Here is a 24,004-nt window from a genome sequence, read left to right on the forward strand (position 1 = left end):
GCCAGCCTGTCGCCCGGACTCGGCATCCGACTGCACGGCCTACAGCTTGATCAGCTTGGCATAATAGAAGCCGTCCATCTCCGCCTCGCCGGGCAGGAACTGGCGACCCGGGCAATCCGGGGTGTCCTGCTGGTGCAGCGGCACCAGACGGGCATCCTTGGTGTCAGCCAGGAAGGCGCGGATCTGGTCACGGTTCTCTTCCGGCAGCACCGAGCAGGTGGCATAGAGCAGGGTGCCGCCGCTCTTCAGCTTCGCCCAGAGGGCGTTCAGAATGCGGCGCTGCAGCTCGGCCAGCTCACGGATGTCCTGATCCCGGCGAAGCCACTTGATGTCCGGATGGCGGCGGATGACGCCGGTGGCTGAGCAGGGGGCGTCCAGCAGGATGCGGTCGAACTGGCCCTCTGGCCACCACAGATCCGGGGTGCTGGCATCCCCGTGGATCACCCGGGCGGTGAGGCCGATGCGATCCAGGTTCTCCTGCACCCGGGTGAGGCGGTTCTCGTCGGCATCCACGGCCACCACACCGGCGAGGGCGGGCTGCAGCTCCAGCAGGTGGGCGGTCTTGCCGCCGGGGGCGGCGCAGGCGTCCAGCACCCAGTCACCCGGCTGGGGATCGAGCAGGCGTGCGGCCTGCTGGGCGGCACAGTCCTGCACCGAGCAGTCACCGGTTTCGAAGCCGGGCAGCTTGGTCACGTCGCAAGGGCGCTCCAGCAGGATGCAATCCTCACCCTCTTCGCCGGCCACCGCATTGATACCCACTTCGGCCATGCGGGCCAGCATCTGCTCGCGGCTCTGGCGCTGGCTGTTGTTGCGGATCCACATGGGGGGGCGCTGGTTGTTGGCCTCCATGATGAACTCCCAATCTTCGGGATAGGCCTGGCGCAGACGCTTGGTGAGCCACTCGGGGTGACCGAGGCGGATGCTGGGCACCCGATCGATGCGCAGCAGTATGACTTCGGCGCTGCGCTGGAAGTTGCGCAGCACGCCGTTGATGAGGCCGCGCAGTGAGGTGCCCTTGAGCAGCTTGACGGCATTGACGGTCTCGGCCACGGCGGCATGCGCCGGAATGCGGGTGTAGATGAGCTGATAGAGACCGACCAGGATCAGATAGTGGAAGATGCGGCTCTTGTTCTTGAGCGGCTTGTCCATCATCTCGCTCACCGCCGCGTCGAGACGGGGCAGCCAGCGCAGGGTGCCGTAGCAGAGTTCTTGCAGGAGGGCGCGATCGCGAGGCGCCACCTTCTCCTGGGCAGCAGGCAGAACAGCGGAGAGGGATTGGCCCTGATCCAGCACCTGTTGAATAACGAGAGCGGCCTGTGCACGTGTTTTCATAGAGTTACCTTAGATGCGCAAGTCGGGGCCTGGGCCCCGCTTGTGTCAATTCAATCCAGTTCAATGCAATTGCGTGCCGGGTTCAAACCAGTCGCGGCGAGAGTTGAGCAGATCCGGGACGGACATGGCCTTCTTGCCGGGCGGTTGCAGGGTCAGCAGACGTAGCACCCCCTTGCCGGTGGCGACGTCGATCCCCTGCTTGTCGGCCTTGAGCAGGGTACCGGCGCTCTGGCCATGGTCGCTGTCGATGACCTCGGCCTGCCACACCTTGATGGTCTGCTCCGCGACCTCGAACCAGCTGATGGGCCAGGGATTGAAGGCACGGATGCAGCGCTCGATGGCGACGGCCTCCATGGACCAGTCGATGCGCGCCTCTTCCTTGGAGAGCTTCTGGGCATAGTTGGCCAGCGCATCGTCCTGCACCTCGGCCGCTGTGTCACCGGCGGCCATGGCATCAAGGGTGTCGACCAGCGCCTGCGGGCCCAGCTCGGCCAGCTTGTCATAGAGGCTGGCGGAGGTCTCGTCACTGGCGATGGGGCAGCTCACCTTGCGGATCATGGCGCCGGTATCCAGCCCCACATCCATCTGCATGATGGTGACGCCGGTTTCGGCATCCCCCGCCCAGATGGCGCGCTGGATGGGGGCGGCACCGCGCCAGCGGGGCAGCAGGGAGCCGTGCACGTTGAGGCAGCCAAGCCGCGGGGTGTCGAGCACCGCCTTGGGCAGGATCAGGCCGTAGGCCACCACCACCATGAGATCGGCGCCAAGGGCGGCCAGCTCGGCCTGGGCCTCTTCATTGCGCAGGGACGCGGGCTGGTAGATCGGCAGATCGTGGGCCAGCGCCAGCTCCTTGACCGGGCTGGCGGTCAGTTTCTGGCCGCGGCCCGCGGGCTTGTCGGGCTGGGTGTAAACGGCGACGACCTCATGGTCGGAAGACAACAACGCCGCCAGGTGACGGGCGGCGAAGTCGGGGGTACCGGCAAAAATCAGTTTCAGCTTGTTCAATGGGGCAGATCCTCAGAGGACTTTGCGATCTTCGCGGGCCATCTTTTCCAGCTTCTGACGGATGCGCTGGCGCTTGAGCGGGGACAAGTAATCCACAAACAGCTTGCCGACCAGATGATCCATCTCATGCTGTATGCAGATAGCGAGCAGATCGTCCGCCTCCAGCTCGAATGGCTTGCCGTGGCGATCCAGCGCCCGGACCTTGACCCACTCGGCGCGCGGCACCAGGGCGCGGCTGCCGGGGACCGAGAGGCAACCCTCTTCGATACCGGTGCTGCCTGATTGCTCCAGGATTTCCGGGTTGATCAGCACCAGCTGATCTTCACGGTCTTCAGAGACGTCGATGACGATGATGCGCTGATGAACGTCGACCTGAGTCGCGGCCAGGCCTATGCCTTCCTCCGCGTACATGGTTTCGAACATATCATCTACAATCTGTTGTAACTCGGGTGTAATGGTCTCGACAGGGGCTGCGACTGTGCGCAGGCGCTCATCGGGGAAACGCAATACATCTAGAATGGCCATAGTTTTTTCTTTAGTTTCATGTAAACGCAGTCAATATTGACGTAATTCTAGTCATTTACGTCGACAAAAAACAGCAACACTTTGCGTGCAGAAGTAACAGGGAGTGTTATGCATCTGAAGCAAATCATCCTCGCCTGTCTGGCGACAGCCCTGGCCAATGGTGCCATGGCACAGCAGTTGACGCTGAAATCCGGCTATCCCGAGAGTTATGTGGTGCAGAAGGGGGATACCCTCTGGGATATCTCGGGCCAGTATCTGGCCGAACCCTGGCTCTGGCCACGTCTCTGGAACATCAATCCCCAGATTGCCAATCCACACTGGATTTACCCAGGCGACGTGCTGCACCTGAGCTGGGTCAACGGCGAGCCGCGTCTGGGCAAGGCCAGTCAGGGCGGCAAGCAGGTTATTCACCTGTCTCCCAAGAATCGCTACGAGAACAAGGCCAATCCCATTCCGACCCTGCCCCTCAGCGAGATAGTACCCTTCCTGCAAACCGATCACATTCTGGCCGACAGCCAGCAGAGCAAGGAGCTGCCCTATGTGCTTGGCAATAATGACAAGCATATCGGCATGCTGGAGGGGGACACCCTCTATGTACATGGGGCGCTGAATCCGGGTCAGAGTTACGGCCTCTATCGCCCCGGGGTGACTTACAAGGACAAGCTGACCGGTGAGCAACTCGGCCAGGAGGCGATTTTTGTCGGCACTGTGCGGGCGGAGGATCGCCAGGCCAACGACAGCACCAGAGTCACGCTGACGCACAGCCGGCGCGAGGTGTTTCAGGGAGACAAGGTCATCCCGTTGCCACCGCAGGAGAGCCTCTCTGCCGTCTTCATGCCAAAGGCGGCGCCGGTGATTTCCCCCGGTTATGTGATAGAGCTGCCGACCAAGGTGCGCGGAGGAGGCAAGTTCGACGTTGTCCTCATCAACAAGGGGCAGCGGGATCAGATTGCGCCAGGCGATGTGCTCGAGATCCTGCGTCCGGGTGCCGATATGGTGGACAAGAATGGCAAGGTCTCGTATCGGGAATATGCATCCGTCTATGACAAGGCATTTCACTCTGCTGGCAAGTCGTCCCTGCCCGCCGAAGCGGTTGCCAGGGTCATGCTGTTCAAGGTGTATGACAAGCTGAGTTATGGCCTCATCCTGCAGAGCCAGGACCTGGTCAGCTCGGGTTATCAGGTCAGTAACTTCTGACGTGCCACTTCCACTCGGGCGGCTGTCGCTGTGGCTGACGCTGGATGCGGTGACCGGCATAGGCCCGGTCACAGCCGCGCGCCTGCTGGCCCATTTTGGTGGCGACATCACCGCTCTGTTTGACTCAGACGATGGCACCCTGCGATCGCTTGGTCTGCAGAGCGCCCAAATTCAGCAGATGAGATGGCCCCTGCCGGTTGTGGATCAGGGGCTGAGCTGGGCCGAAGCGCCTAGCAATCACCTCCTCTGTCTCGATGACCCCGCCTATCCTGCCTTGCTCAAAGAGAGCCCCGCCGCCCCCTTGCTGCTCTATTGCCGCGGGGATCTCGCAGCCCTTTCCCTGCCACAGCTGGCGATGGTGGGAACTCGTCACCCCACCTATGCAGGCAAGGACAACGCCGCCCGTTTGTGTGCCGAGCTGGTGGAGTGCGGCCTGGCGATCACCTCCGGATTGGCGCTGGGCATCGATGGCATCTGTCACCAGCAGGCCCTGGCATCGGGCGGTGTGACGCTGGCGGTGTTGGGCTCCGGGCTTGAGTGCCTCTATCCAAAGCGCCATCAGGGCCTGGCGATGCAGATCCTCGAGCACGGCGGTCTGCTTGTCTCCGAGCTGGCGCCGGACCAGGGACCGCTGGCGGAACATTTCCCTCGCCGCAATCGCATCATCAGCGGCCTGTCGCTGGGCACCCTGGTGGTGGAGGCGGCCGAGCAGAGCGGCTCACTCATCACAGCCCGCTACGCGCTGGAGCAGGGCCGAGAGGTCTTTGCCGTCCCAGGTGCGCCGCAAAATACCCAGGCTGCGGGGTGCAATCGCCTGCTTCAGCAAGGGGCCAAGCTGGTATTGAATGCGGCAGATGTCATGGAAGAGCTGCCTGCCCTTGTGCCATTAAAGAGGCTGGCGAACCCTTCTCCCGAGCCATTGCATAATAGCGAATTGCCTTATGCCGATTTGTTGGATAACGTAGATTATGAGACCACGAGCGTGGATACCGTTGCCGAGCGGGCCCAGCTTCCTGTCGAAGTGGTATTGGGCAGGTTGGTAGAGCTGGAGCTGGCCGGTGCAGTGATGGCGGTAGCCGGTGGATACGTCAGAGCGAGGAGGGCGAATCATGTTTGATGTATTGATGTACCTTTTCGAGACCTACATCCACAGCGATGCAGATGTGATGGTCGAGCAGGATGAACTCACCGACGAACTTAGCCGGGCTGGATTCAATCAGGACGAGATTGAGAAGGCGCTCAACTGGCTGGAACGACTGGCCAATCTGCATGACAGCGAGCGGGAGGTGTATGTCACCGCCAGCGCGCAAGGTTCGATGCGGATCTACGCCCCGCAAGAGCTGGCTCGCCTCAGCACAGAGTGCCGTGGTTTCCTGCTGTTCCTGGAACAGGCCCAGGTGCTCAACGCCGAAACCCGCGAGATCTGTATCGAGCGCTTGCTGGAGCTGGACAAGCCGGATATCGAGCTGGATGACCTGAAGTGGGTCGTCATGATGGTGCTGTTCAACGTCCCGGGCAGTGAGAATGCCTACCAGCAGATGGAGGAGCTGGTGTTTGACGAGTCAGACGGTGTCATTCACTGACAGTCCGGTGCCGCGCTGGTAGAATTCAGGCCATCTGGATTCCAAGGCGCGGCCCATGTCAAAAATCGATCATCACCTCTTTTCTGCCCACGAACATGCATTCGAGCGCGAGCCGTGCCCGCAGTGTGGTGCCGAGCTGGTGATCCGTCAGGGCAAGCATGGCCCCTTCCTGGGCTGTTCGGCCTACCCCTCCTGTGATTACATTCGTTCCCTGACGCCCTCCGGCCGCGACATCGAAAAGGTGCTCGAAGGATCGGCCTGCCCCGATTGTGGCCAGCCGCTGGCGATCAAGAAGGGGCGCTACGGTCTGTTCGTGGGCTGTACCCAGTATCCGGCCTGCCAGCATATCGAGTCCCTGCAGGAGAGCGATGATACCCAGATCCTCTGCCCGGAGTGCGGCAAGGGCCATCTGGTGAGCCGCACCTCCCGCTATGGCAAACAGTTTTACTCCTGTGATGCCTATCCTCACTGCAAGTACGTGGTGAATGACAAGCCTGTTCCCATGCCCTGCCCCGAGTGTGGCTGGGGCATCATGATCGAGAAGAAAGTGAGAGGGAGTCTGCGCTGGGTCTGCCCGCAAAAGAAATGCTGTCATCAGATTGAGCGGGTATAATCCTGCCGCCATAAGCCCGCTGGCAGCTTGCTGGCAAGGGAGTGTTTCATCTGGATTTATCACCTTGCCGTGAACCGCCCCTTTATGGCCGTGCCGTTGGGCGCCGATCCCGATGTCGCCGCGCCGCCAGCCTCTTGACCTGCCCGGCATCGCAGGCGCTGCACTGGCCTATGATGAGCCGGCGCTCTGGCGGGTCAAACGTCCGAATGTACTGAAGAGGTGAGGGCACCAAGGTCCCTCATGTCGGTTCAACTTACAACCCAGTGATGAGAGGTGGCAGCCCGGCTGTCGCATTTTTTCTATGCCAAACGAATTTGAACAAGCGATCGCCGCCCTGCACAGCGAAGGGGTGATCGCCTATGCCACCGAGGCCGTCTTTGGCCTGGGATGTGATCCCGACTCCGAGGCCGCGGTTCAGCGCCTGCTGGCCATCAAGCAGCGTCCGGTGGAGAAGGGCCTGATCCTGATCGCCGCCGATCTGGCCCAACTGCAGGATTACATCGACCTGAGCCAGCTCAGCAGCGAGCAGCTTGCGCGCGTGCAGGCGAGCTGGCCCGGCCCCTTCACCTGGATCATGCCTGCCCGTGCGACCACGCCAGCCTGGCTGACCGGACAGTTCGATACCCTGGCGGTGCGCGTCACGGCCCATCCTCAGGTGCAGGCCCTGTGCCGCGCCTTTGGCAAACCTCTGGTCTCGACCAGTGCCAACCTGACCGGCGAGGAGCCTGCCCGTCGGGTGGCCGAGATAGGTGAGCTGCTGGCAAGCCAGCTGGCTTATGTCCTGCCCGGCGAAGTCGGGGGACAAGCCAATCCATCCGAGATCAAGGACGCCCGTACCGGCGCCATCATTCGTCCCTCCTGAGGGGCGGCAAGTGCCTGATTTGCAGTCATGACGGGCGATGTGCTCATGGCGTGACACCACAATATAAAATGGACGGGACGATCAAGAGCCTGCCTGACTGGAGACAAGATGAGCAAACCGGATGTGGCCCAGGTCAAGGCCTTCCTGCTGCAGTTGCAGGACGAGATCTGTCGGGGACTGGAGCAGGCTGACGGCGCCGGACACTTCGTGGAGGATGCCTGGCGCCGCGAAGGCGGTGGTGGAGGCCGTACCCGGGTGCTGCGCCATGGCGCTGTGATCGAGCAGGGCGGGGTCAACTTCTCCCATGTCTATGGCGATGCCATGCCGGCGTCGGCGACCGCTCACCGCCCCGAACTGGCCGGCCGCAAGTTCGAGGCCATGGGGGTCTCGCTGGTGATCCATCCGCACAACCCCTATGTGCCGACCAGCCATGCCAACGTCCGTTTCTTCATCGCCGAGAAAGAGGGCGAGGCGCCCATCTGGTGGTTTGGCGGCGGTTTCGATTTGACGCCCTTCTATCCGTTTGCCGAGGATGTGCAGCACTGGCACCAGGTCTCCTGTGATCTCTGCCAGCCTTTTGGCGACCAGATCTACCCCGAGTTCAAATCCTGGTGCGATCGCTACTTCTTCCTCAAGCATCGCAACGAGACCCGGGGTGTGGGTGGCCTCTTCTTCGATGATCTGAACCGCTGGCCCTTTGCAGACTGCTTCGCCTTCATGCAGGCGGTAGGTCGGGGTTATCTCGATGCCTATCTGCCCATCGTCGAGCGACGCAAGGTGCTGCCCTATGGCGAGCGGGAGCGGGCGTTCCAGCTCTATCGTCGCGGCCGTTATGTGGAGTTCAATCTGGTGTATGACAGGGGCACCCTGTTTGGGTTGCAGACTGGCGGGCGTACCGAGTCGATCCTGATGTCGATGCCCCCCCTGGCTCGCTGGGAGTACGACTGGCAGCCGGAGGCGGGCAGCCCCGAGGCCTTGCTCTATACCGACTACCTCACGCCACGAGAGTGGCTGTGACTCGAGGGGCCATGACGGGCCCCTTTTTACTGGCCGATATTCGGCTTGTTCCCGACTGAGAAAACCCGTTAAATCGGGTGATCACCCTCTGATGGAACTCTTTGATGGATCGTTATCTGGTTTTTGGCCACCCGGTGCGCCACAGCAAGTCCCCCTTCATTCATACCCTGTTCGCCAGACAGACCCAGCAAGAGCTGGAGTATGGGCTGGCCGAGCCCGCCGTCGACGAGTTTGCAGCTACCCTGCGCAGCTTCTTTGCCCAGGGAGGCAAGGGGTGCAATGTCACAGTGCCTTTCAAGGAGCAGGCATTCGCCCTGGTCGATCGACTGAGTCCAAGGGCCAAGCGGGCAGGCGCGGTCAATACCATCAAGCTGACGGATGATGGCGTGCTGCTGGGGGACAACACCGATGGCGCCGGGCTGGTAGCCGATCTCAAGTCCCATGGGGTGACGCTGGCAGGCAGCCGGGTTCTGTTGCTGGGGGCCGGTGGGGCGGCTCGCGGTGCGCTGGCGCCGCTGCTGGCGGAGAAGCCGGGCGAGCTGGTCATCGCCAACCGAACTCATGGAAAAGCGCAGCAGCTGGCTGCCGAATTTCAGGATCTGGGTGCGCTCAGTGCCAAGACTTACGAGCAGTTGGCGGGACCGTTCGATCTAATCATCAATTCCACTTCCGCCAGTCTGCAAGGGGAGCTGCCGCCGCTGGCGCCTGCCCTGATCCACGCCGATATCGCCATTTACGACATGATGTACGGTGCGACGGACACGGCCTTCATTGGCTGGGCCAAGCAGCATGGTGCCCGTCAGACCATGGATGGGCTCGGCATGCTGGTGGAACAGGCTGCCGAAGCCTTTACCGTGTGGCGCGGCATCCGGCCTGGCACCAAGCAGGTGTTGAGAGAGCTGAAGCGCAACCTGGGCACCTTGTAAGTAGGTTTGGGCTGGGAGTGGCACAACCGCGAATGTGCAGTCCCGCAGACGGGCTCTGGCAACCTCACCCTCTGGTATCTGGGCAGAACCTCTCTCGTCCTCGGGGAAAGTGCTCCCCTCGGGTAGGAGAGTGAAATTGGCACCATGTTGAAATGGGATTTAAATCGATAAATAACAATATGTTACGGTGTTTTTAAGCTCGCGTTGTTCGCGTTTATCAAGTTTTTTCTCAAAGCAGCGGAACTTGTGCGAAATGGTGCTGACTAACTAGATAGTTGAGAAAGTGCTAGCTAGTCACCTTTATAACTCCCCGGTATTTATACTGGGGATTTTTTTTATCTTTTTGAAAAACATAGAAATTTCCATCATCCATCCTGAGTGAAACTAAATTACATAAATTACTTTCACTTTCTGCTGCTTTGCTGTACAGTTATCAGCGTAGGGTACAGAGGTAAGATGTTCTATCTTTCAGACCTTTTATTTCACGTAATTGAATGTGGCTGAATAGCAGCCCCGATGAGTCATCGTCGGGGTGTTTTTTTATGCGAATAGTTTAGAGTAAATGCTTTAAATTGGGCGATCTTTTGTTAGAATAGGGATGTTTCTTGAGGAAAACCAATCGTCTTTGTTCTCGAGAACTCGCTTTTTCCCAATTTTTTGAACTCATTTCTTCAGGCCGGTCCGCGATAGCGAGACTGGCCTCATTTTTATCCCTTCCTATCCCCTTGTTGTAATAAACTTTCAGTTTCGTTGATGTTCGGCATTATTCCCGGCTTGTCTGGTGGGAGAGATGAAAACGGTGTCAAAGAGGGGGCAAGTTAATTTTCACAACATCCTAACGTTCTATCTCTATGATTATAAAGAATTATAAGAAATAGGGATGAGTTGTAACAGAAGGGGGAGTGGGGACTGGCCCGGGCAGGGGAAAACTGAAAGTCTTTCAATCAGCGGAGGGCCAACTCCGCTCATTGCAGCAAGAAGAGGAGCGATTTACTCCTCGATCTGGTGGTCTTCTTCTGTGTCGGTTGGAGTTGCCTCGGCATTGGACAGATACCAGCCGCTCAGGGTCTGGGCCAGCTTCTCGACGCCTATGTTGTTGAGGGAGGAGAAGGCTTCAACCTGGATCTGCGGACCCAGCTCGGCTACTGCCTGGCGCACCTTGATCACCTGGTTGTTGCGGGGACCCGGGCTCAGTTTGTCTGCCTTGGTCAGCAGCAGCATCACAGGCAGTTCGCGGTGTGAGCTCCACTCCAGCATGTTCATGTCGGTCTCTTTGAGCGGATGGCGAATGTCCATCAGGATCACCAGACCTTTCAAGGATTCGCGGCGCTGCAGGTATTCAGCCAGTGACTTTTGCCACTTGAGCTTCATTTCCAGTGGAACCTGCGCATAACCGTAGCCCGGCAAGTCGACCAGGCGCTTGCCCGGCTCCAGTTCAAACAGGTTGATCAGCTGGGTACGACCCGGTGTCTTACTGGTCCGTGCCAGGTTCTTGTGTTTGGTCAAGGTATTCAATGCAGATGATTTACCGGCGTTGGAACGCCCGGCAAACGCAATCTCGACACCCCCATCATTTGGCAGGTGGCGGATGTCGGGTGCGCTGGTCACAAAATGCACCTTATTGAAATTCAGAGTTTGTGTATCCAACGTAAATTCCCCATAGAGATAGAGGGTTATAGAGTTACTTTTTTGTGAAATCGTGTAAAATGGCGTCGCTTAAACGCGTTTATTTTAACATGCCTTCGGCGGCATGGGATCTGGAAGCCTAATAACGAGAAAGTTGGAACGCCATGAAGAACCTAGTCATTACACTTGCTCTGATGGTTGGCGTAACTGGGATGGCACAAGCCAAGGGCGATGCCGCTGCGGGACAAACCAAGGCTGCCGTCTGTGCGGCCTGTCATGGACCGGACGGCAACAGCCCAGTCGACATGTATCCCAAGATTGCTGGTCAGCACGCATCATATATCAAAAAACAATTAGTTGAACTGAAGGCTGCAGCTTCTGGCCAAACTGGTCGGGTTGCTCCCATCATGGGACCCATGGCGTTGCCTCTGTCCGATCAGGATATGGACGACCTGGCCGCCTACTTCTCCAGCCAGAAGGTGACTCCGGTTGCCGTGCCCGATGACGTGGTTGCCGCAGGCAAGGCGCTCTATATGGGAGGCGACATGGGACGTGGTCTGGCCGCTTGTACCGCCTGCCATGGTCCGCGCGGTTCCGGCGTCGAGCAGGCCAAGTATCCCAGCTTGTCGGGGCAGCACCCTGCGTATATCAAGGCGCAGCTCACCGCCTTCCGTGCGGCAGCCCGTGACAATGACCCCAATGGCATGATGCGGGATGTGGCCAAGAAGCTGACGGATCAGGACATCGAGGCGCTCTCCAGATACGTGGCGGGTCTGCACTGATAAGGTCCTGAATCTAGCTTGTTGAACATAACAGGGAACTATCAAGGTTCCCTGTTCTCTTTTGGGGCTTCCGGTGCCATGTCTGCAAATGCCCTGCATTGTTGTAAGAGATCCCCCATTTCCGAGTTCGGTCGGGGCTGAAACAGTGTTCGGCCTTCGACGCAGAAGCTATAACTTTCAATATGTTAAAAATGAGATGACCACTTATCTTCGTTTGAAAGCATGCCGGGTGGATTGAGCCACGCAGCGAAATTGTTACAGTGAGCCCATGGAACGACCGGGCGAGCTGTTGGCGTCCGGGTTGGACAGGGAGTCGGCTCAGCAGGCAAGTAATGAGCAGGAGAGTCAGAGACCAGGATGGTGACCGCCAGGGATGAGCGGGGCTGCGGGAGGCAACCACCCCAGAAAGACGACCGGATGTTGTCCGCATGGGTCAGACAAGCACACGCACATTCAGGATCGAGCAACAAGGGTCAGGAAGACCTAACGACATGATGCGCAGAGGTACGCCCAGGGATAAGGCGATTTGCAGCCAGGGAATGGGACTCGCATGACAGGATCAAGGCAGCTTCGGCTGCCTTTTTTCTGCTGGGTCATTAACCCGCCAAGGCATTCTGTGTCAAAATACCAGCAACATGCCCAGAGGATGCCGATCCTGCGGTGTTCAGCGACCGAATATGGTCGAATTGGTGCGGGATCCCACTCTTGTTCCAGATTTACTGTTCCCCGCTTCAGCATCCTCCCCGGACGAAACAATCCCGGGGGTTTCAATCCAGTTATTTGTCGGAGTCATTCATGTCGGCCAAACAACCCACCCGCAAGCCTACCGGCAAGCGCAAAGAATCAGATGCCAGTGCCCTGGAAGGTCGCGAGCGCAAACGCGCCGCCAAGCGCAAGGGCTTGAAGGCGGGCTCCCGTCAGCAGGTCGAGCAGGGCAAGAAGGGCGGCAGTGGCAAGCAGGCCAAGGATCCGCGCATCGGCTCCCGCAAGCCGGTCGTGCTGATCGTGGAAGAGAAGCAGAGCAAGCCGGTGGCGCCCAAGCCGCAAAAAGAGAAGAAGTTGGTGATGACGCCCGAGCAGGAGCTGGCCTCCATCGAGAATGATGATCGCCTGAACGATCTGCTGGATCGACTGGATGCCGGTGAAACCCTGGAAGCGGCCGAGCAGGCCTGGGTCGATCAGCGCGTCGATCGCTATCAGGAGCTGATGGACGAGCTCGGCATCATAGACACCGACGAAGATGACGACGGTGATTTTGACGAGGTCGAGTATGAAGAGCCGAGACAGCCAGCCTCCGAGGAGGAGCTGTGGGAGCGTTTCAGCCAGGTTGACTATCAGCCCGAACCCAAGCCAGAGCCGAAGAAGAAGTGATGAGTGGATGGATGCTGGCCGCCCTGTTGGGGGGCCTTGTCTTGCTGGGGCTGGCTGTCTATGCCGGCACCCTGCTGGCGCGTCTCAAGCGTCAGCACGACATGCAGCGGCAGGCCATCACGGCCCGCAACGAGCGCATCCTCGACAGCGTCAGGGTGATCGCCCATGCGGTACGGGATGGTCAGTGCGACTACTCGGAGGGGGCCATCCGGCTGACCAACCTGCTGGACGCCTTGCAGATCAAGGGTGGACGGGCCTTCGCCAGTGAATTCCCCGGTCTCTATGGCCTCTACGAGAAGGTGAAGGAGATGCCGACTCACGAGGCGAGGCGAGCCCTCAAGCGCAACGAAGTGATGAAGATGGATCTCGAGCGCAGCGGCTACGAGGCCGAGCTGGAGGCGCAGATCCTCAAGGATGTCGCCCGACTGAAGGACTTTCAGCTAAGCCGGTGAGCCCTGGATAACAAAGAAAGAGGAAGCAAGCGTGCAAGCAGAACAGATTGTGTGGGATCAGGCCCTGATCGAGAAATATAACTACAGCGGCCCGCGTTACACCTCCTATCCCACCGCGCTGGAGTTCAACGAGGGCTTCGGTTATCCGGACTTCGTCCAGGCCGCGGGCCAGTATCCGGCGCGTAATCTGTCGCTCTACGTGCATATCCCCTTCTGCCACAAGCTCTGCTACTACTGCGGCTGCAACAAGGTGATCACCCGTCACCAGCACAAGGCCGATCAATACCTCGATTACCTCGAGCAGGAGATCAAGGCGCAAGCCCCCCTGTTCAAGAACCGGCTGGTGACCCAGCTGCACTGGGGTGGCGGCACCCCCACCTATCTGAGCGAGGGGCAGACCCGTCGCCTGATGGCCATCTTGCGGGAGCACTTCCACTTCGCCGAGGAGGGGGAGATCAGCATAGAGGTGGACCCGCGCGAGATCGAACTCTCCATGCTGGACGTGCTGCGGGAGCTGGGTTTCAACCGCATCAGCCTCGGCGTGCAGGATTTCAACAAGGCGGTGCAGGTCGCGGTCAACCGGGAGCAGGACAACGACTTTATCCGCGCCATGCTGGAGCGCGCCCGGGCATTGGGGTTCCGCTCCACCAACCTGGATCTCATCTACGGCCTGCCGCACCAGAACCGGGAGAGCTTCCACCACACCCTGGAGGAAGTGCTCAAGACGGATCCGGCCCGCCTCTCCATCTTCAACTATGCCCATCTGCCGAGCCGCTTCGCCGCCCAGCACAAGCTGAAGGAGGAGGACATGCCGGCCCCCCGGGAGAAGCTGGCCATGCTGCAGGACACCATCGCCTTCCTCACCGGTCAGGGTTATCAGTTCATCGGCATGGATCACTTCGCCAAGCCAGATGACGAGCTGGCGGTGGCCCAGCGCGAGGGCAAGCTGCACCGCAACTTCCAGGGCTACACCACCCAGGGGGATTGCGATCTGCTGGGGCTGGGGGTCTCTTCCATCAGCATGATGGGAGATGCCTATTCCCAGAATCAGAAGGACCTCAAAACCTATTACGCCCAGGTGGAGACGCTCGGCCACGCCCAGTGGAAGGGGTGTTCCCTCAACCGGGACGACCTGATCCGCCGCGAGGTGATCAAGCGCCTCATCTGCGACTTCTCCCTGAACTTCGCCGCCGTCGAGCAGGCCCATGGCCTGGTCTTCCGGGAGTACTTCGCCGAGGATCTCAAACTGCTGCAGACCTTCATCGACGATAGTCTGGTGCGCCTGACAGATGACGGCCTTGAGGTGGTCTCCACCGGTCAGCTGCTCATTCGCAACATCTGCATGTGCTTCGACGTCTACCTGCGCAGCAAGGCGCGCCAGCAGCAGTTCTCCCGGGTGATCTGAGCCCTCGGCCAGGTTCTCTACATAAAAAAACCGCCTTTCGGCGGTTTTTTTATTGGACTTGCCTGCACTCAGCGTTGAGCCGCGCGGGCGCTCAGTTCGGCCTTCTCGCCATCGCTCAGGAAGGCCAGGGTCAGGCCGTTCTGCTGGGCGGTGCGGATCTCGCTCGCCGTCATGCCGGCGGCCGGGGCGGCCACCTCGTATTCGTGGGGCAGGTCGATGCCTTCCACTGCGGGATCGTCGGTGTTGAGGCAGGCCAGCACGCCGGCGGCCAGGAACTGGCGGATCGGGTGCTCGGTCAGGCTGGCGACCGTGGTGGTCTGGATGTTGGAGGTGAGGCAGGACTCGATGCCGATGCGGTGCTCCGCCAGATAGGCCATCAGGGCCGGATCCTGGATGGCCTTGACGCCGTGGCCGATGCGCTCGGCGCCGAGATCGCGAATGGCCTGCCACATGCTTTCGGGGCCCGCCGCTTCACCGGCGTGCACTGTCACCCGCATGCCCGCATCCCGCACCTTGCGAAAATGTTCGGTGAAGAGTGTGCCCGGGAAGCCCAGCTCGTCACCGGCCAGATCGATGGCGACCAGCTTGTCGCGGTGGGCCAGACAGGCAGCCAGCTCCTGACTGCACTGTTCGGTGCCGAAGGTGCGGCTCATGATGCCGATGAGGTTGGTCTTGATGCCGAAGTCGCGGCTGCCGGCGGCCACTCCGTCTATGATGGCTTCCACCACGCCCTGCGGGTGCAGCTTGTGGGCCATCGCCATGTAGGCGGGGCTGAAGCGCAGCTCAGCATAATCGATGCCGGCACGCAGCAGATCTTCCACGTTCTCGTAGGCGACCCGGCGGCAGGCATCGTAATCGGCCAGCACGGCCACGCCCCAATCCAGCTTCTTCAGGAAGGCCACCAGACTCGGCTCGTTCTCGACGATCTGCACGTGAGGGCGCAGGGCTTCCAGCTCATCGGCCGGCAGCTGGATGTTGTGCAGGCGACCCAGCTCGAGAATGGTCTGCGGACGGATGTTGCCATCCAGATGGCGGTGCAGGTCGGTCAGGGGGAGGGATCTGTCAATCATGGTGGCGCCTTCTGCGAGTCGGGTTGGAAAGCCTGTCATTCTAGGCGGGGATCTTGAAAAAGATACCCCGTTTGCAGGCAAACGGGGTCTGATTGGTCAGGCTTTCCCTCAAGGCGTGATGGTAATCGTTTTTCCCGCAGACTCAGGGAATGTCGAGTTCCTTGAGCTTGCGGGTCAGGGTATTGCGACCCCAGCCAAGCAGGCGGGCGGCCTCCTGCTTGTGGCCATGGGTGTGCTCCAGCGCCGTCTCCAGCATGATCCGCTCGAACTGGGGCATGGCATCCGCCAGGATGTCGGTCTCCCCCAGCGCCAGCTTGGCGGCCACCCAGTCCTGCAGTTGTTGCTGCCAGCCACCGGTCAGAGCGGGCTGGCCGGGCTCCGCCGTGCTGGTGATGGGGGTCAGCAGCTCGGTGGGCAGATCGCCGACCAGCACCTCCTGACCGGAGGCCATCACGGTCAGCCAGCGGCAGACGTTCTCCAGCTGGCGCACGTTGCCCGGCCAGGGCAGGCGGCTGATGTAGGTCTGGGTATCCGGGTGCAGGCTCTTTGCCTCCACGTTCAGCTCCTTGGCGGCTCTGAGCAGGAAGTGCTGGGCCAGCTGGGGTATGTCCTCCCGGCGCTCCTTGAGGGCGGGGATATGGATGCGGATGACGTTGAGGCGGTGGAACAGATCCTCCCGAAATTCGCCGTCGGCGACCCGTTTTTCCAGATTCTGGTGGGTGGCGGCGATGATCCGCACATCCACCTGCACCGGCTGATGGCCGCCGACCCGGTAGAACTGGCCGTCCGCCAGCACCCGCAGCAGCCGGGTCTGGACGTCCAGGGGCATGTCGCCTATTTCGTCGAGAAACAGGGTGCCGCCGTCGGCCTGCTCGAAGCGGCCGTGACGTATGTTGTTGGCGCCGGTGAAGGCCCCCTTCTCATGGCCGAACAGTTCGGATTCGATGAGATCCTTGGGGATGGCCGCCATGTTGAGGGCGATGAAATTCTTGTGGGCGCGCGGGCTGTGCTTGTGCAGGGCATGGGCGACCAGCTCCTTGCCGGTGCCGCTCTGGCCGTTGATGAGCACCGAGATGCTGGAGCGCGACAGTCGGCCTATGGCGCGAAACACCTCCTGCATGGCGGGAGCCTCACCGATGATCTCCGGGGTGGTGGTGGCCTCCTGCTGGCGTGCCTTGCGCTTGGTGCGTTGCTCTTTCAGATGATTCTCGGCGCGGCGCACCAGGGTGACAGCCTCGTCGATGTCGAACGGCTTGGGCAGGTATTCGAAGGCGCCGCGCTGGTAGGCGTTGACCGCGCTGTCGAGATCCGAGTGCGCCGTCATGATGATGATGGGCAGATCGGCCTGGCGGCGGTGGATCTGCTCCAGCAGGCTGAGGCCGTCTATGCCCGGCATGCGGATATCGGAGAGGATCACGTCCGGTGAGCGCATCTCCAGCGAGCTCAGCAGGGCTTCGCCATCGGCAAAGCTCTCGCATTCGAAGCCTTCGCTGCCAAGGGTGCGCTCCAGGACCCACCGGATGGAGCTGTCGTCATCGACGATCCACACTTTTGCTGTCATGAGGTTCCCTTACTTGCGAAGTGGTAGGTAGATGGTGAATTCGGTGTGGCCGGGCCAGCTGATGCAATCTATGCGTCCCTTGTGCTGATCGATCAGGTTCTGGGCGATGGAGAGGCCGAGGCCTGTGCCCCCCTCCTTGCCGGTGATCATGGGGTAGAAGAGGGTGTCGCGAATGGCATCGGGAATGCCGGGACCGTTGTCGACGATCTTGATCTCGGCGGCCAGGCGGTAGCGCTGGCCGTGGATGGTGATCTGGAAGGCGGTGCGGGTCTTGATGCGGATGAGCCCGGTCTGATCGCCGAGGGCTTCGGCGGCATTGCGGACTATGTTGAGAAACGCCTGCTGCAGCTGGTCCGGCTCCATCTCGAACTCGGGAATGCTGGGGTCGTAATCCCGCTCGATGCGGATCTGGGGCGGCAGCTCCAGATCCACCAGACGGCGCACCTGCTCCAGCACCGAATGCACATTGTGCATCTGATGGCGTCCCGGTCGCTGGGGGCCGAGCAGACGATCGACCAGCACCCTCAGCCGGTCGGCCTGCTCTATGATGATGCCGGTATATTCACGCAGGGCCGGGTCAGGCAGCTCCTTTTGCAGCAGCTGGGCGGCGCCGCGCAATCCCCCGAGGGGGTTCTTTATCTCGTGGGCCAGCCCGCGCACCAGCTCCTTGGCGGCCTGCTGCTGGGCATGTTGCTGCAGCTCCTGGCTGATCTTCTTCTGCTGATCGATCTTGCGCAGCTCCACCACCATCAGCCGCTGCTCGTGGTCGGCCATGGGGCTCACGCTGATCTCCACCAGCCTGGGCTCTCCCTCCACCACCAGGGTGACTTCGCTGTCGGTGAAGCCCTGCCCTGAAATGAGGCACTGCTTGAATCGTTGCAGGTCGAGGGAGATGTGCTCCAGCAGATGGGGCAGTTCGATCCCGATCAGTCGCCGTTCGCTGAGGGAAAGCAGCTGTTCGGCCGCCGGGTTGACGAATTGAATGCAGAGCCGCTCATCCATCAGGATGACGGCGGTCAGCAGGTTGTCCAAGAGTGTCTTGGCGTGATCCAAGCGGGTTGGCACAGGTTTCTCCCTAAAACGGTGCTTTACACCTGTTATGCACCGATATGGTGCATTGAGTTTACCCGCATCGGTGCGTCACATCACCCCTAATTGGCCTTGGGGGTGGCTTTGGGAGCCTGATTCACAGTCGTTCTATGCAGGTAAAAGGTGGCTGCTTTGGATTTAGCAAGGATCGTACCGTCTTTGGCGAGCAGCTCGAGCCGCGCCTCGTAGGCGCCGCGAGGGAGGTTCTCCACCCGGATGGCCAGGCTGTTGTGAACGAGGGGAATGGCCTTGTCGTTCAGCAGCAGGCGCACGTCATATTGCACCGGCGGCTGGGGATGGACCTGGGCCTGGAAGACGATGTTGCCCGTGTTGTCGCGCAGTGTGCTGCCCGGCTCGGGGGAGAGCAGTTCTATCTCCAGGGGTGCGGCCTCCAGGGCCTTCCTGGCATCGACGCCGGTCAGGCTGTTGAAGTCGTCGACCTGGACGGAGTGGGGCGAGGTGCCGATGAGGGGGGAGACCCGCAGGTCTATTTCCCTGGCGTTCTTGCCGGGGGGAGGGGCGTCTGTGTAATGGGTCACCCCTTGGGGATCTATCCAGGAATAGACTCTGGCCGCCTGGGCGGTGCAGGAGATCATCAGCAAGAGGCCCAGCGTCCATGTCGGGTGTACTGTTTTCATCCATCTCTCCTTGACGGGGTTCACCTTAATCCTATCAGAGAAAAAAATGTCGGGCTTATTGTCGGATCCGCGGTGAAGAATGGGCTAGACGAGCCGTATGCCCCATGCTGTGTGAGGCCATGGGTCATGATATTTCAGCCCCTTAGATAAAAAACCCGCCAGATGGCGGGTTTGTCATGATGAAGCAAGGACACCGGATTAGACGGAGTAGTACAGCTCGAACTCCAGCGGGTGCGGGGTCATGCGGACACGATCCACGTCATGCTGCTTCAGCTCCAAGTAGGAGTTGATGAAGTCGTCGCTGAAGACGCCGCCACGGGTCAGGAACTCGCGATCAGCATCCAGTGCGGACAGGGCCTCGTCCAGGGAACCGGCAACGGTCGGCACTTCTGCGGCTTCTTCCGGCGGCAGGTCATACAAGTTCTTGTCCATGGCATCGCCCGGATGGATCTTGTTGATGATACCGTCCAGACCGGCCATCAGCTGGGCAGCGAAGGCCAGGTAGGGGTTGGCAGCCGGATCCGGGAAGCGCACTTCGATGCGGCGGGCTTTCGGGCTCGGCACAACCGGGATACGGATGGAGGCAGAGCGGTTGCGGGCGGAGTAGGCCAGCATGACAGGGGCTTCATAGCCCGGCACCAGACGCTTGTAGGAGTTGGTGGTCGGGTTGGCGAAGGCGTTGATGGCCTTGGCGTGCTTGATGATGCCGCCGATGTAGTGCAGCGCCATCTCGGACAGACCACCGTACAGGTCGCCGGCGAACAGGTTGACACCGTTCTTGGCCAGGGACTGGTGGCAGTGCATGCCGGAGCCGTTGTCACCGAACATGGGTTTCGGCATGAAGGTGACAGTCTTGTTGTAGGCGTGGGCCACGTTGTGGATCACGTACTTCAGCACCTGCACTTCGTCAGCTTTCAGCGTGAGAGTGTTGAAGCGGGTTGCGATCTCGTTCTGACCGGCAGTGGCCACTTCGTGGTGGTGAGCTTCAACGACCTGGCCCATCTCTTCCAGCACCAGACACATGGCGGCACGGATGTCCTGGGAGGAGTCAACCGGCGCAACCGGGAAGTAACCGCCCTTGACGAAGGGACGGTGACCCTTGTTGCCGTGCTCGTACTCGGTACCCGAGTTCCAGGCAGCTTCTTCGGATTCGATCTTCACGAAGCTGTGGCCCATGGTGTTGGAGAAGGTGATGTTGTCGAACATGAAGAATTCCGGCTCCGGCCCGAACAGCACGGTGTCAGCGATGCCGCTGGCTTTCAGGAAATCTTCGGCACGCTTGGCGATGGAGCGCGGATCGCGGTCATAGCCTTGCATGGTGGCAGGTTCAAGCACGTCACAGACGATGTTCAGCGTGGTCTCTTCGGTGAACGGGTCCAGTTTGGCGGAGGCCGGATCCGGCATCAGCACCATGTCAGACTCGTTGATGCCCTTCCAGCCGCCGATGGAGGAGCCATCGAACATCTTGCCGTCTTCGAAGAAGTCTTCGTCGACCTGGTGGGAAGGAATGGATACGTGCTGCTCTTTACCCTTGGTGTCGGTAAAACGTAGATCAACAAACTTGACTTCGTGTTCCTGGATCAGGGCCAAAACGTTCTGGGCTGACATGCTAAGTAACCTCCGGTGTTAAAACTCTTTGGGTGAATGCGTCATCACATTCACATAAGCCAGTATCGTGCCAAGTTTGTGACAGCTTGATTTCAGGGCATTTGCACCCTTTCAGGCTGTCGGGACACCCGCTTTCATGCTTGGCTGCGCCTCAAAGTGGTGCAACCTTGGATCGTTTTGGTGCACCATCGTGGTGCGCCTACGTGCCAAGGCCATCTAAGCAGGCTTTTGGCGCGGGGTCCATGATCCAGATCCCCTGTTGTACGCGAATGGTCTGCAATTCTGCTAGGCAGATCACAAAGGCGAGAGTACAATTAGCGCCCAATTTTACCCGGTGATTTGAGGCGAGAATGTTAGAGAATTTACGCAATATTGCGATTATTGCGCACGTTGACCACGGCAAAACGACTCTGGTTGATAAGCTGCTGCAGCAATCCGGCACTCTGGATCGCACCAGCGAAGGTCAGGAACGGATCATGGACTCCAATGATCTGGAACGGGAACGTGGCATCACCATTCTCGCCAAGAACACTGCGATCCGCTGGAACGACTACCGTATCAACATCGTGGATACCCCGGGTCACGCCGACTTCGGTGGTGAAGTTGAGCGCGTGCTCTCCATGGTTGACTCCGTGCTGCTGCTGGTTGACGCCGTTGACGGCCCGATGCCGCAAACCCGTTTCGTGACCCAGAAGGCATTTGCCCAGGGTCTGAAGCCCATCGTGGTCATCAACAAGATCGACCGTCCGGGTGCTCGTCCTGACTGGGTAATGGATCAGGTCTTCGATCTGTTCGACAACCTGGGTGCCACCGATGAGCAACTGGACTTCAAGGTTGTTTACGCCTCTGCACTGAACGGTTGGGCCACCCTGGACCAAGACGTACCGTCCGACAACATGGAACCCCTGTTCCAGGCCATCGTCGACAACGTCGAAGCCCCTGCTGCGGATACCGAAGGCGGTTTCCAGATGCAGATCTCCCAGCTGGACTACAACTCCTACGTGGGCGTCATCGGCATCGGCCGTATCACCCGTGGTCGCGTCAAGACCAACCAGCAGGTCACCATCGTTGGTGCCAACGGCAAGAACCGCACCGGCAAGGTCGGTCAGGTGCTGGGTTACCTGGGTCTGTCCCGTACCGAAGTGGCCGACGCGCAAGCGGGCGACATCATCGCCATCACCGGTCTGGGCGAGCTGAAGATCTCCGACACCATCTGTGACAACAATGCCGTCGAAGCCCTGCCGCCGCTCTCCGTTGACGAGCCGACCGTGAACATGACCTTCCAGGTCAACACCTCGCCGTTCGCCGGTAAAGAAGGCAAGTTCGTCACCTCCCGCAACATCCTGGAGCGTCTGAACCAGGAGCTGGTCCACAACGTGGCCCTGCGCGTGGAAGAGACCGAAGATCCGGACAAGTTCCGCGTCTCCGGCCGTGGTGAACTGCACCTCTCCATCCTGATCGAAAACATGCGTCGTGAAGGTTACGAGCTGGCGGTATCCCGTCCGGAAGTTATCCTGCGTACCGTTGACGGCGTTCTGCAAGAACCGTTCGAAACCGTTACCGTCGACGTGGAAGAGATCCACCAGGGTTCAGTGATGGAGCAACTCGGCCTGCGTAAGGGCGAGATGACCAACATGACCCCGGATGGCAAGGGCCGTGTCCGTCTGGACTTCATGATCCCGAGCCGTGGCCTGATCGGCTTCCAGACCGAGTTCCTGACCATGACTTCAGGTACCGGCCTTCTGTACCACACCTTCGACCATTACGGTCCGCACAAGGGTGGCAGCATCGGTGAGCGTCAGAACGGCGTGCTGATCTCCAACGCTACCGGCAAGGCCCTGACCTTCGCCCTGTTCGGTCTGCAAGACCGTGGTCGTCTGTTCATCGGTCACGCGACCGAAGTGTACGAAGGCCAGGTGATCGGGATCCACTCCCGCTCCAACGACCTGACCGTCAACTGCCTGAAAGGCAAGCAGCTGACCAACATGCGTGCCTCCGGTACCGACGAAGCCCAGGTGCTGACTCCGCCGATCCGCATGACCCTGGAGCAGGCTCTCGAGTTCATCGACAACGATGAGCTGGTCGAGATCACGCCGAAGGCCATCCGTATCCGCAAGAAACTGCTGACCGAGATGGATCGCAAGCGCGCCGGTCGTGCTTGATCGATAGCTGTTTATCGACAGACCAAAGAGAGGCCTTATGGCCTCTTTTTTTATGGTCGCGCGGCGGTCTCTTGCTCCTGCATGGTCGATTTTTATGGTCGCGCGGCGGCCTCTTGCTCCCGTATGGTCGATTTTTATGGTCGCGCGGCGGCCTCTTGCTCCTGCATGGTCGATCTTTATGGTTGCGCGGCGGTCTCTTGCCTCTTGGATGGTCGATGCGATGGCCGTGAGCCGGCTGATGGGTGGTCAGATGGGCACCCTATCTGACACAATATCTGCATGATGACGCTTACGAGAATCAAGATGCAGCAGCAAATCCGCGGCCGCCTGGCCCACGCAGTCTCCTTCTTGCGCCACGATGGTGCCCATTTCGCCCAGTTTGTCTGGGGTCGTTTCCAGCAGGACAGGCTGACGGTCACCGCCGGCTACCTGGCCTATGTGACCCTGCTCTCCCTGGTGCCCATGGTGGCCGTGGTGTTCGGCATGATGTCGGCCTTCCCGGTGTTCCAGACCCTGAAACAGCAGATGGAACAGTTTGTCTATCACAACTTCGTGCCCACCGCCGGCGAGATGCTCAAGGAGTACATAGACGGCTTCGTGGCCAATGCCACCAACACCACTGCGGTCGGCATAGGTGCCCTGATAGTGGTGGCGCTGATGCTGATCTCGGCCATCGACAAGAACCTCAACTACATCTGGCGTTCGACCCAGAATCGACCGCTGGCCCAGGCCTTTGCCATGTACTGGATGATCCTGACCCTGGGCCCCGTGCTCATCGGGGCCAGCCTCGCCATCTCCTCCTACATACTGTCGCTGAAGCTGTTTGCCGCTGACAGCCTGTTTGGCGCCGGCTACCTGGTGCTGCGCAGCCTGCCGTTCCTGTTCTCTGTGTTCGGCTTCCTGCTTATCTATACGGTGGTGCCCAACTGCAAGGTGCGGCTGACCCACGCCTTGATCGGCGCCCTGGTGGCGGCCACCCTGTTCGAGCTGGCCAAGCGCGGCTTCTCCATCTACATCACCAACTTCCCCTCCTATCAGGCCATCTACGGCGCCCTGGCGACCATCCCCATTCTGTTCGTCTGGGTCTATCTGAGCTGGCTGGTGGTCTTGTTGGGAGCAGAGACCACCGCCTGCCTGGGGGAGTACGAGAAACCCGGCAATGAAGAGCTGGGCTGAGTCA

The 24,004-nt window shown here is 60.1% G+C and carries 22 protein-coding genes; 13 read left to right on the forward strand and 9 right to left on the reverse strand.

Features of this window, described 5'->3' with window-relative positions; translation table 11 throughout:
* Window positions 1–39: 39 nt before the first annotated feature.
* Genes rsmB through def form a run of 3 tightly spaced genes read right to left on the reverse strand, consistent with a single transcriptional unit; the run spans window position 40 to window position 2,862 of the window.
* Window positions 40–1,332, reverse strand: coding sequence for a 16S rRNA (cytosine(967)-C(5))-methyltransferase RsmB (gene rsmB / locus HB860_RS19685; protein WP_247627695.1), 1,293 nt, complete (start codon window positions 1,330–1,332; stop codon window positions 40–42).
* Between the two features lie 60 nt (window positions 1,333–1,392).
* A complete protein-coding gene (gene fmt / locus HB860_RS19690) occupies window positions 1,393–2,337 on the reverse strand; it encodes a methionyl-tRNA formyltransferase (RefSeq protein WP_202047931.1) in 945 nt (314 codons plus the stop codon).
* 12 nt (window positions 2,338–2,349) lie between these two features.
* Complete coding sequence (gene def, locus HB860_RS19695) at window positions 2,350–2,862, reverse strand: peptide deformylase (RefSeq protein ID WP_043132215.1); 513 nt, start codon at window positions 2,860–2,862, stop codon at window positions 2,350–2,352.
* A 108-nt stretch (window positions 2,863–2,970) separates the two neighbouring features.
* On the opposite strand from def, the gene HB860_RS19700 reads away from it, so the two are divergent.
* From HB860_RS19700 to aroE, 7 genes are all read left to right on the forward strand, one after another.
* On the forward strand, window positions 2,971–4,059 hold the full coding sequence (locus HB860_RS19700) for a LysM peptidoglycan-binding domain-containing protein (protein ID WP_247627696.1): 1,089 nt from the start codon (window positions 2,971–2,973) through the stop codon (window positions 4,057–4,059).
* A gap of 1 nt (window position 4,060) precedes the next feature.
* Window positions 4,061–5,176 (forward strand): DNA-processing protein DprA, encoded by a 1,116-nt coding sequence (dprA, locus tag HB860_RS19705; protein WP_247627697.1) that lies wholly within the window; start codon window positions 4,061–4,063, stop codon window positions 5,174–5,176.
* A complete protein-coding gene (locus tag HB860_RS19710; protein WP_025325340.1) occupies window positions 5,169–5,642 on the forward strand; it encodes a DUF494 family protein in 474 nt (157 codons plus the stop codon). Before dprA ends, HB860_RS19710 begins: the two co-directional genes overlap by 8 nt.
* Before the next feature lie 55 nt (window positions 5,643–5,697).
* Window positions 5,698–6,255 (forward strand): DNA topoisomerase family protein, encoded by a 558-nt coding sequence (locus tag HB860_RS19715; protein WP_139745007.1) that lies wholly within the window; start codon window positions 5,698–5,700, stop codon window positions 6,253–6,255.
* A 301-nt stretch (window positions 6,256–6,556) separates the two neighbouring features.
* The gene (locus tag HB860_RS19720) at window positions 6,557–7,117 is read left to right on the forward strand and encodes a Sua5/YciO/YrdC/YwlC family protein (protein WP_247627698.1); all 561 of its coding nucleotides are present in this window, start codon (window positions 6,557–6,559) and stop codon (window positions 7,115–7,117) included.
* Window positions 7,118–7,225: 108 nt separating this feature from the next.
* On the forward strand, window positions 7,226–8,134 hold the full coding sequence (gene hemF, locus HB860_RS19725) for an oxygen-dependent coproporphyrinogen oxidase (protein WP_247627699.1): 909 nt from the start codon (window positions 7,226–7,228) through the stop codon (window positions 8,132–8,134).
* Between the two features lie 104 nt (window positions 8,135–8,238).
* On the forward strand, window positions 8,239–9,060 hold the full coding sequence (gene aroE / locus HB860_RS19730) for a shikimate dehydrogenase (protein ID WP_247627700.1): 822 nt from the start codon (window positions 8,239–8,241) through the stop codon (window positions 9,058–9,060).
* Window positions 9,061–10,050: 990 nt separating this feature from the next.
* On the opposite strand, the gene yihA is transcribed toward aroE, so the two are convergent.
* Window positions 10,051–10,707, reverse strand: coding sequence for a ribosome biogenesis GTP-binding protein YihA/YsxC (gene yihA / locus HB860_RS19735; RefSeq protein ID WP_202047937.1), 657 nt, complete (start codon window positions 10,705–10,707; stop codon window positions 10,051–10,053).
* Window positions 10,708–10,850: 143 nt separating this feature from the next.
* Here yihA and HB860_RS19740 point away from each other — a divergent pair, with 143 nt between their 5' ends.
* The 4 genes from HB860_RS19740 to hemN all read left to right on the forward strand — a co-directional run bounded on the left by HB860_RS19740 (window position 10,851) and on the right by hemN (window position 14,696).
* A complete protein-coding gene (locus tag HB860_RS19740) occupies window positions 10,851–11,468 on the forward strand; it encodes a c-type cytochrome (protein ID WP_342059285.1) in 618 nt (205 codons plus the stop codon).
* Window positions 11,469–12,263: 795 nt separating this feature from the next.
* On the forward strand, window positions 12,264–12,839 hold the full coding sequence (yihI, locus tag HB860_RS19745) for a Der GTPase-activating protein YihI (RefSeq protein ID WP_139437654.1): 576 nt from the start codon (window positions 12,264–12,266) through the stop codon (window positions 12,837–12,839).
* 11 nt (window positions 12,840–12,850) lie between these two features.
* A complete protein-coding gene (locus tag HB860_RS19750) occupies window positions 12,851–13,291 on the forward strand; it encodes a DUF2489 domain-containing protein (RefSeq protein ID WP_247627725.1) in 441 nt (146 codons plus the stop codon).
* Window positions 13,292–13,322: 31 nt separating this feature from the next.
* On the forward strand, window positions 13,323–14,696 hold the full coding sequence (gene hemN / locus HB860_RS19755) for an oxygen-independent coproporphyrinogen III oxidase (RefSeq protein WP_247627701.1): 1,374 nt from the start codon (window positions 13,323–13,325) through the stop codon (window positions 14,694–14,696).
* A gap of 68 nt (window positions 14,697–14,764) precedes the next feature.
* Here the strand turns inward: hemN and add are convergent, their stop codons facing one another.
* The 5 genes from add to glnA all read right to left on the reverse strand — a co-directional run bounded on the left by add (window position 14,765) and on the right by glnA (window position 20,662).
* Window positions 14,765–15,766 carry an adenosine deaminase gene (gene add / locus HB860_RS19760; protein WP_247627702.1) on the reverse strand — a complete coding sequence of 334 codons (1,002 nt, stop codon included), beginning with the start codon at window positions 15,764–15,766 and terminating at the stop codon, window positions 14,765–14,767.
* A gap of 142 nt (window positions 15,767–15,908) precedes the next feature.
* Window positions 15,909–17,327, reverse strand: a complete 1,419-nt coding sequence (gene glnG / locus HB860_RS19765; RefSeq protein ID WP_106885257.1) for a nitrogen regulation protein NR(I) — start codon at window positions 17,325–17,327, stop codon at window positions 15,909–15,911.
* A 9-nt stretch (window positions 17,328–17,336) separates the two neighbouring features.
* Window positions 17,337–18,392 (reverse strand): nitrogen regulation protein NR(II), encoded by a 1,056-nt coding sequence (gene glnL, locus HB860_RS19770; protein WP_139437660.1) that lies wholly within the window; start codon window positions 18,390–18,392, stop codon window positions 17,337–17,339.
* Window positions 18,393–18,478: 86 nt separating this feature from the next.
* Entirely contained in the window at window positions 18,479–19,054 is a 576-nt protein-coding gene (locus HB860_RS19775; RefSeq protein WP_247627703.1) for a DUF4124 domain-containing protein, read from the reverse strand.
* A 198-nt stretch (window positions 19,055–19,252) separates the two neighbouring features.
* Window positions 19,253–20,662, reverse strand: coding sequence for a glutamate--ammonia ligase (glnA, locus tag HB860_RS19780; protein WP_025325354.1), 1,410 nt, complete (start codon window positions 20,660–20,662; stop codon window positions 19,253–19,255).
* A gap of 350 nt (window positions 20,663–21,012) precedes the next feature.
* On the opposite strand from glnA, the gene typA reads away from it, so the two are divergent.
* Together typA and HB860_RS19790 are read left to right on the forward strand one after the other, a co-directional pair.
* On the forward strand, window positions 21,013–22,824 hold the full coding sequence (gene typA / locus HB860_RS19785; RefSeq protein ID WP_139437664.1) for a translational GTPase TypA: 1,812 nt from the start codon (window positions 21,013–21,015) through the stop codon (window positions 22,822–22,824).
* Between the two features lie 303 nt (window positions 22,825–23,127).
* Entirely contained in the window at window positions 23,128–24,000 is an 873-nt protein-coding gene (locus tag HB860_RS19790; protein ID WP_247627704.1) for a virulence factor BrkB family protein, read from the forward strand.
* The last annotated feature ends 4 nt before the right edge of the window (window positions 24,001–24,004 follow it).

It is taken from the genome of Aeromonas genomosp. paramedia, from assembly GCF_023093515.1.
GTDB lineage: Bacteria > Pseudomonadota > Gammaproteobacteria > Enterobacterales > Aeromonadaceae > Aeromonas.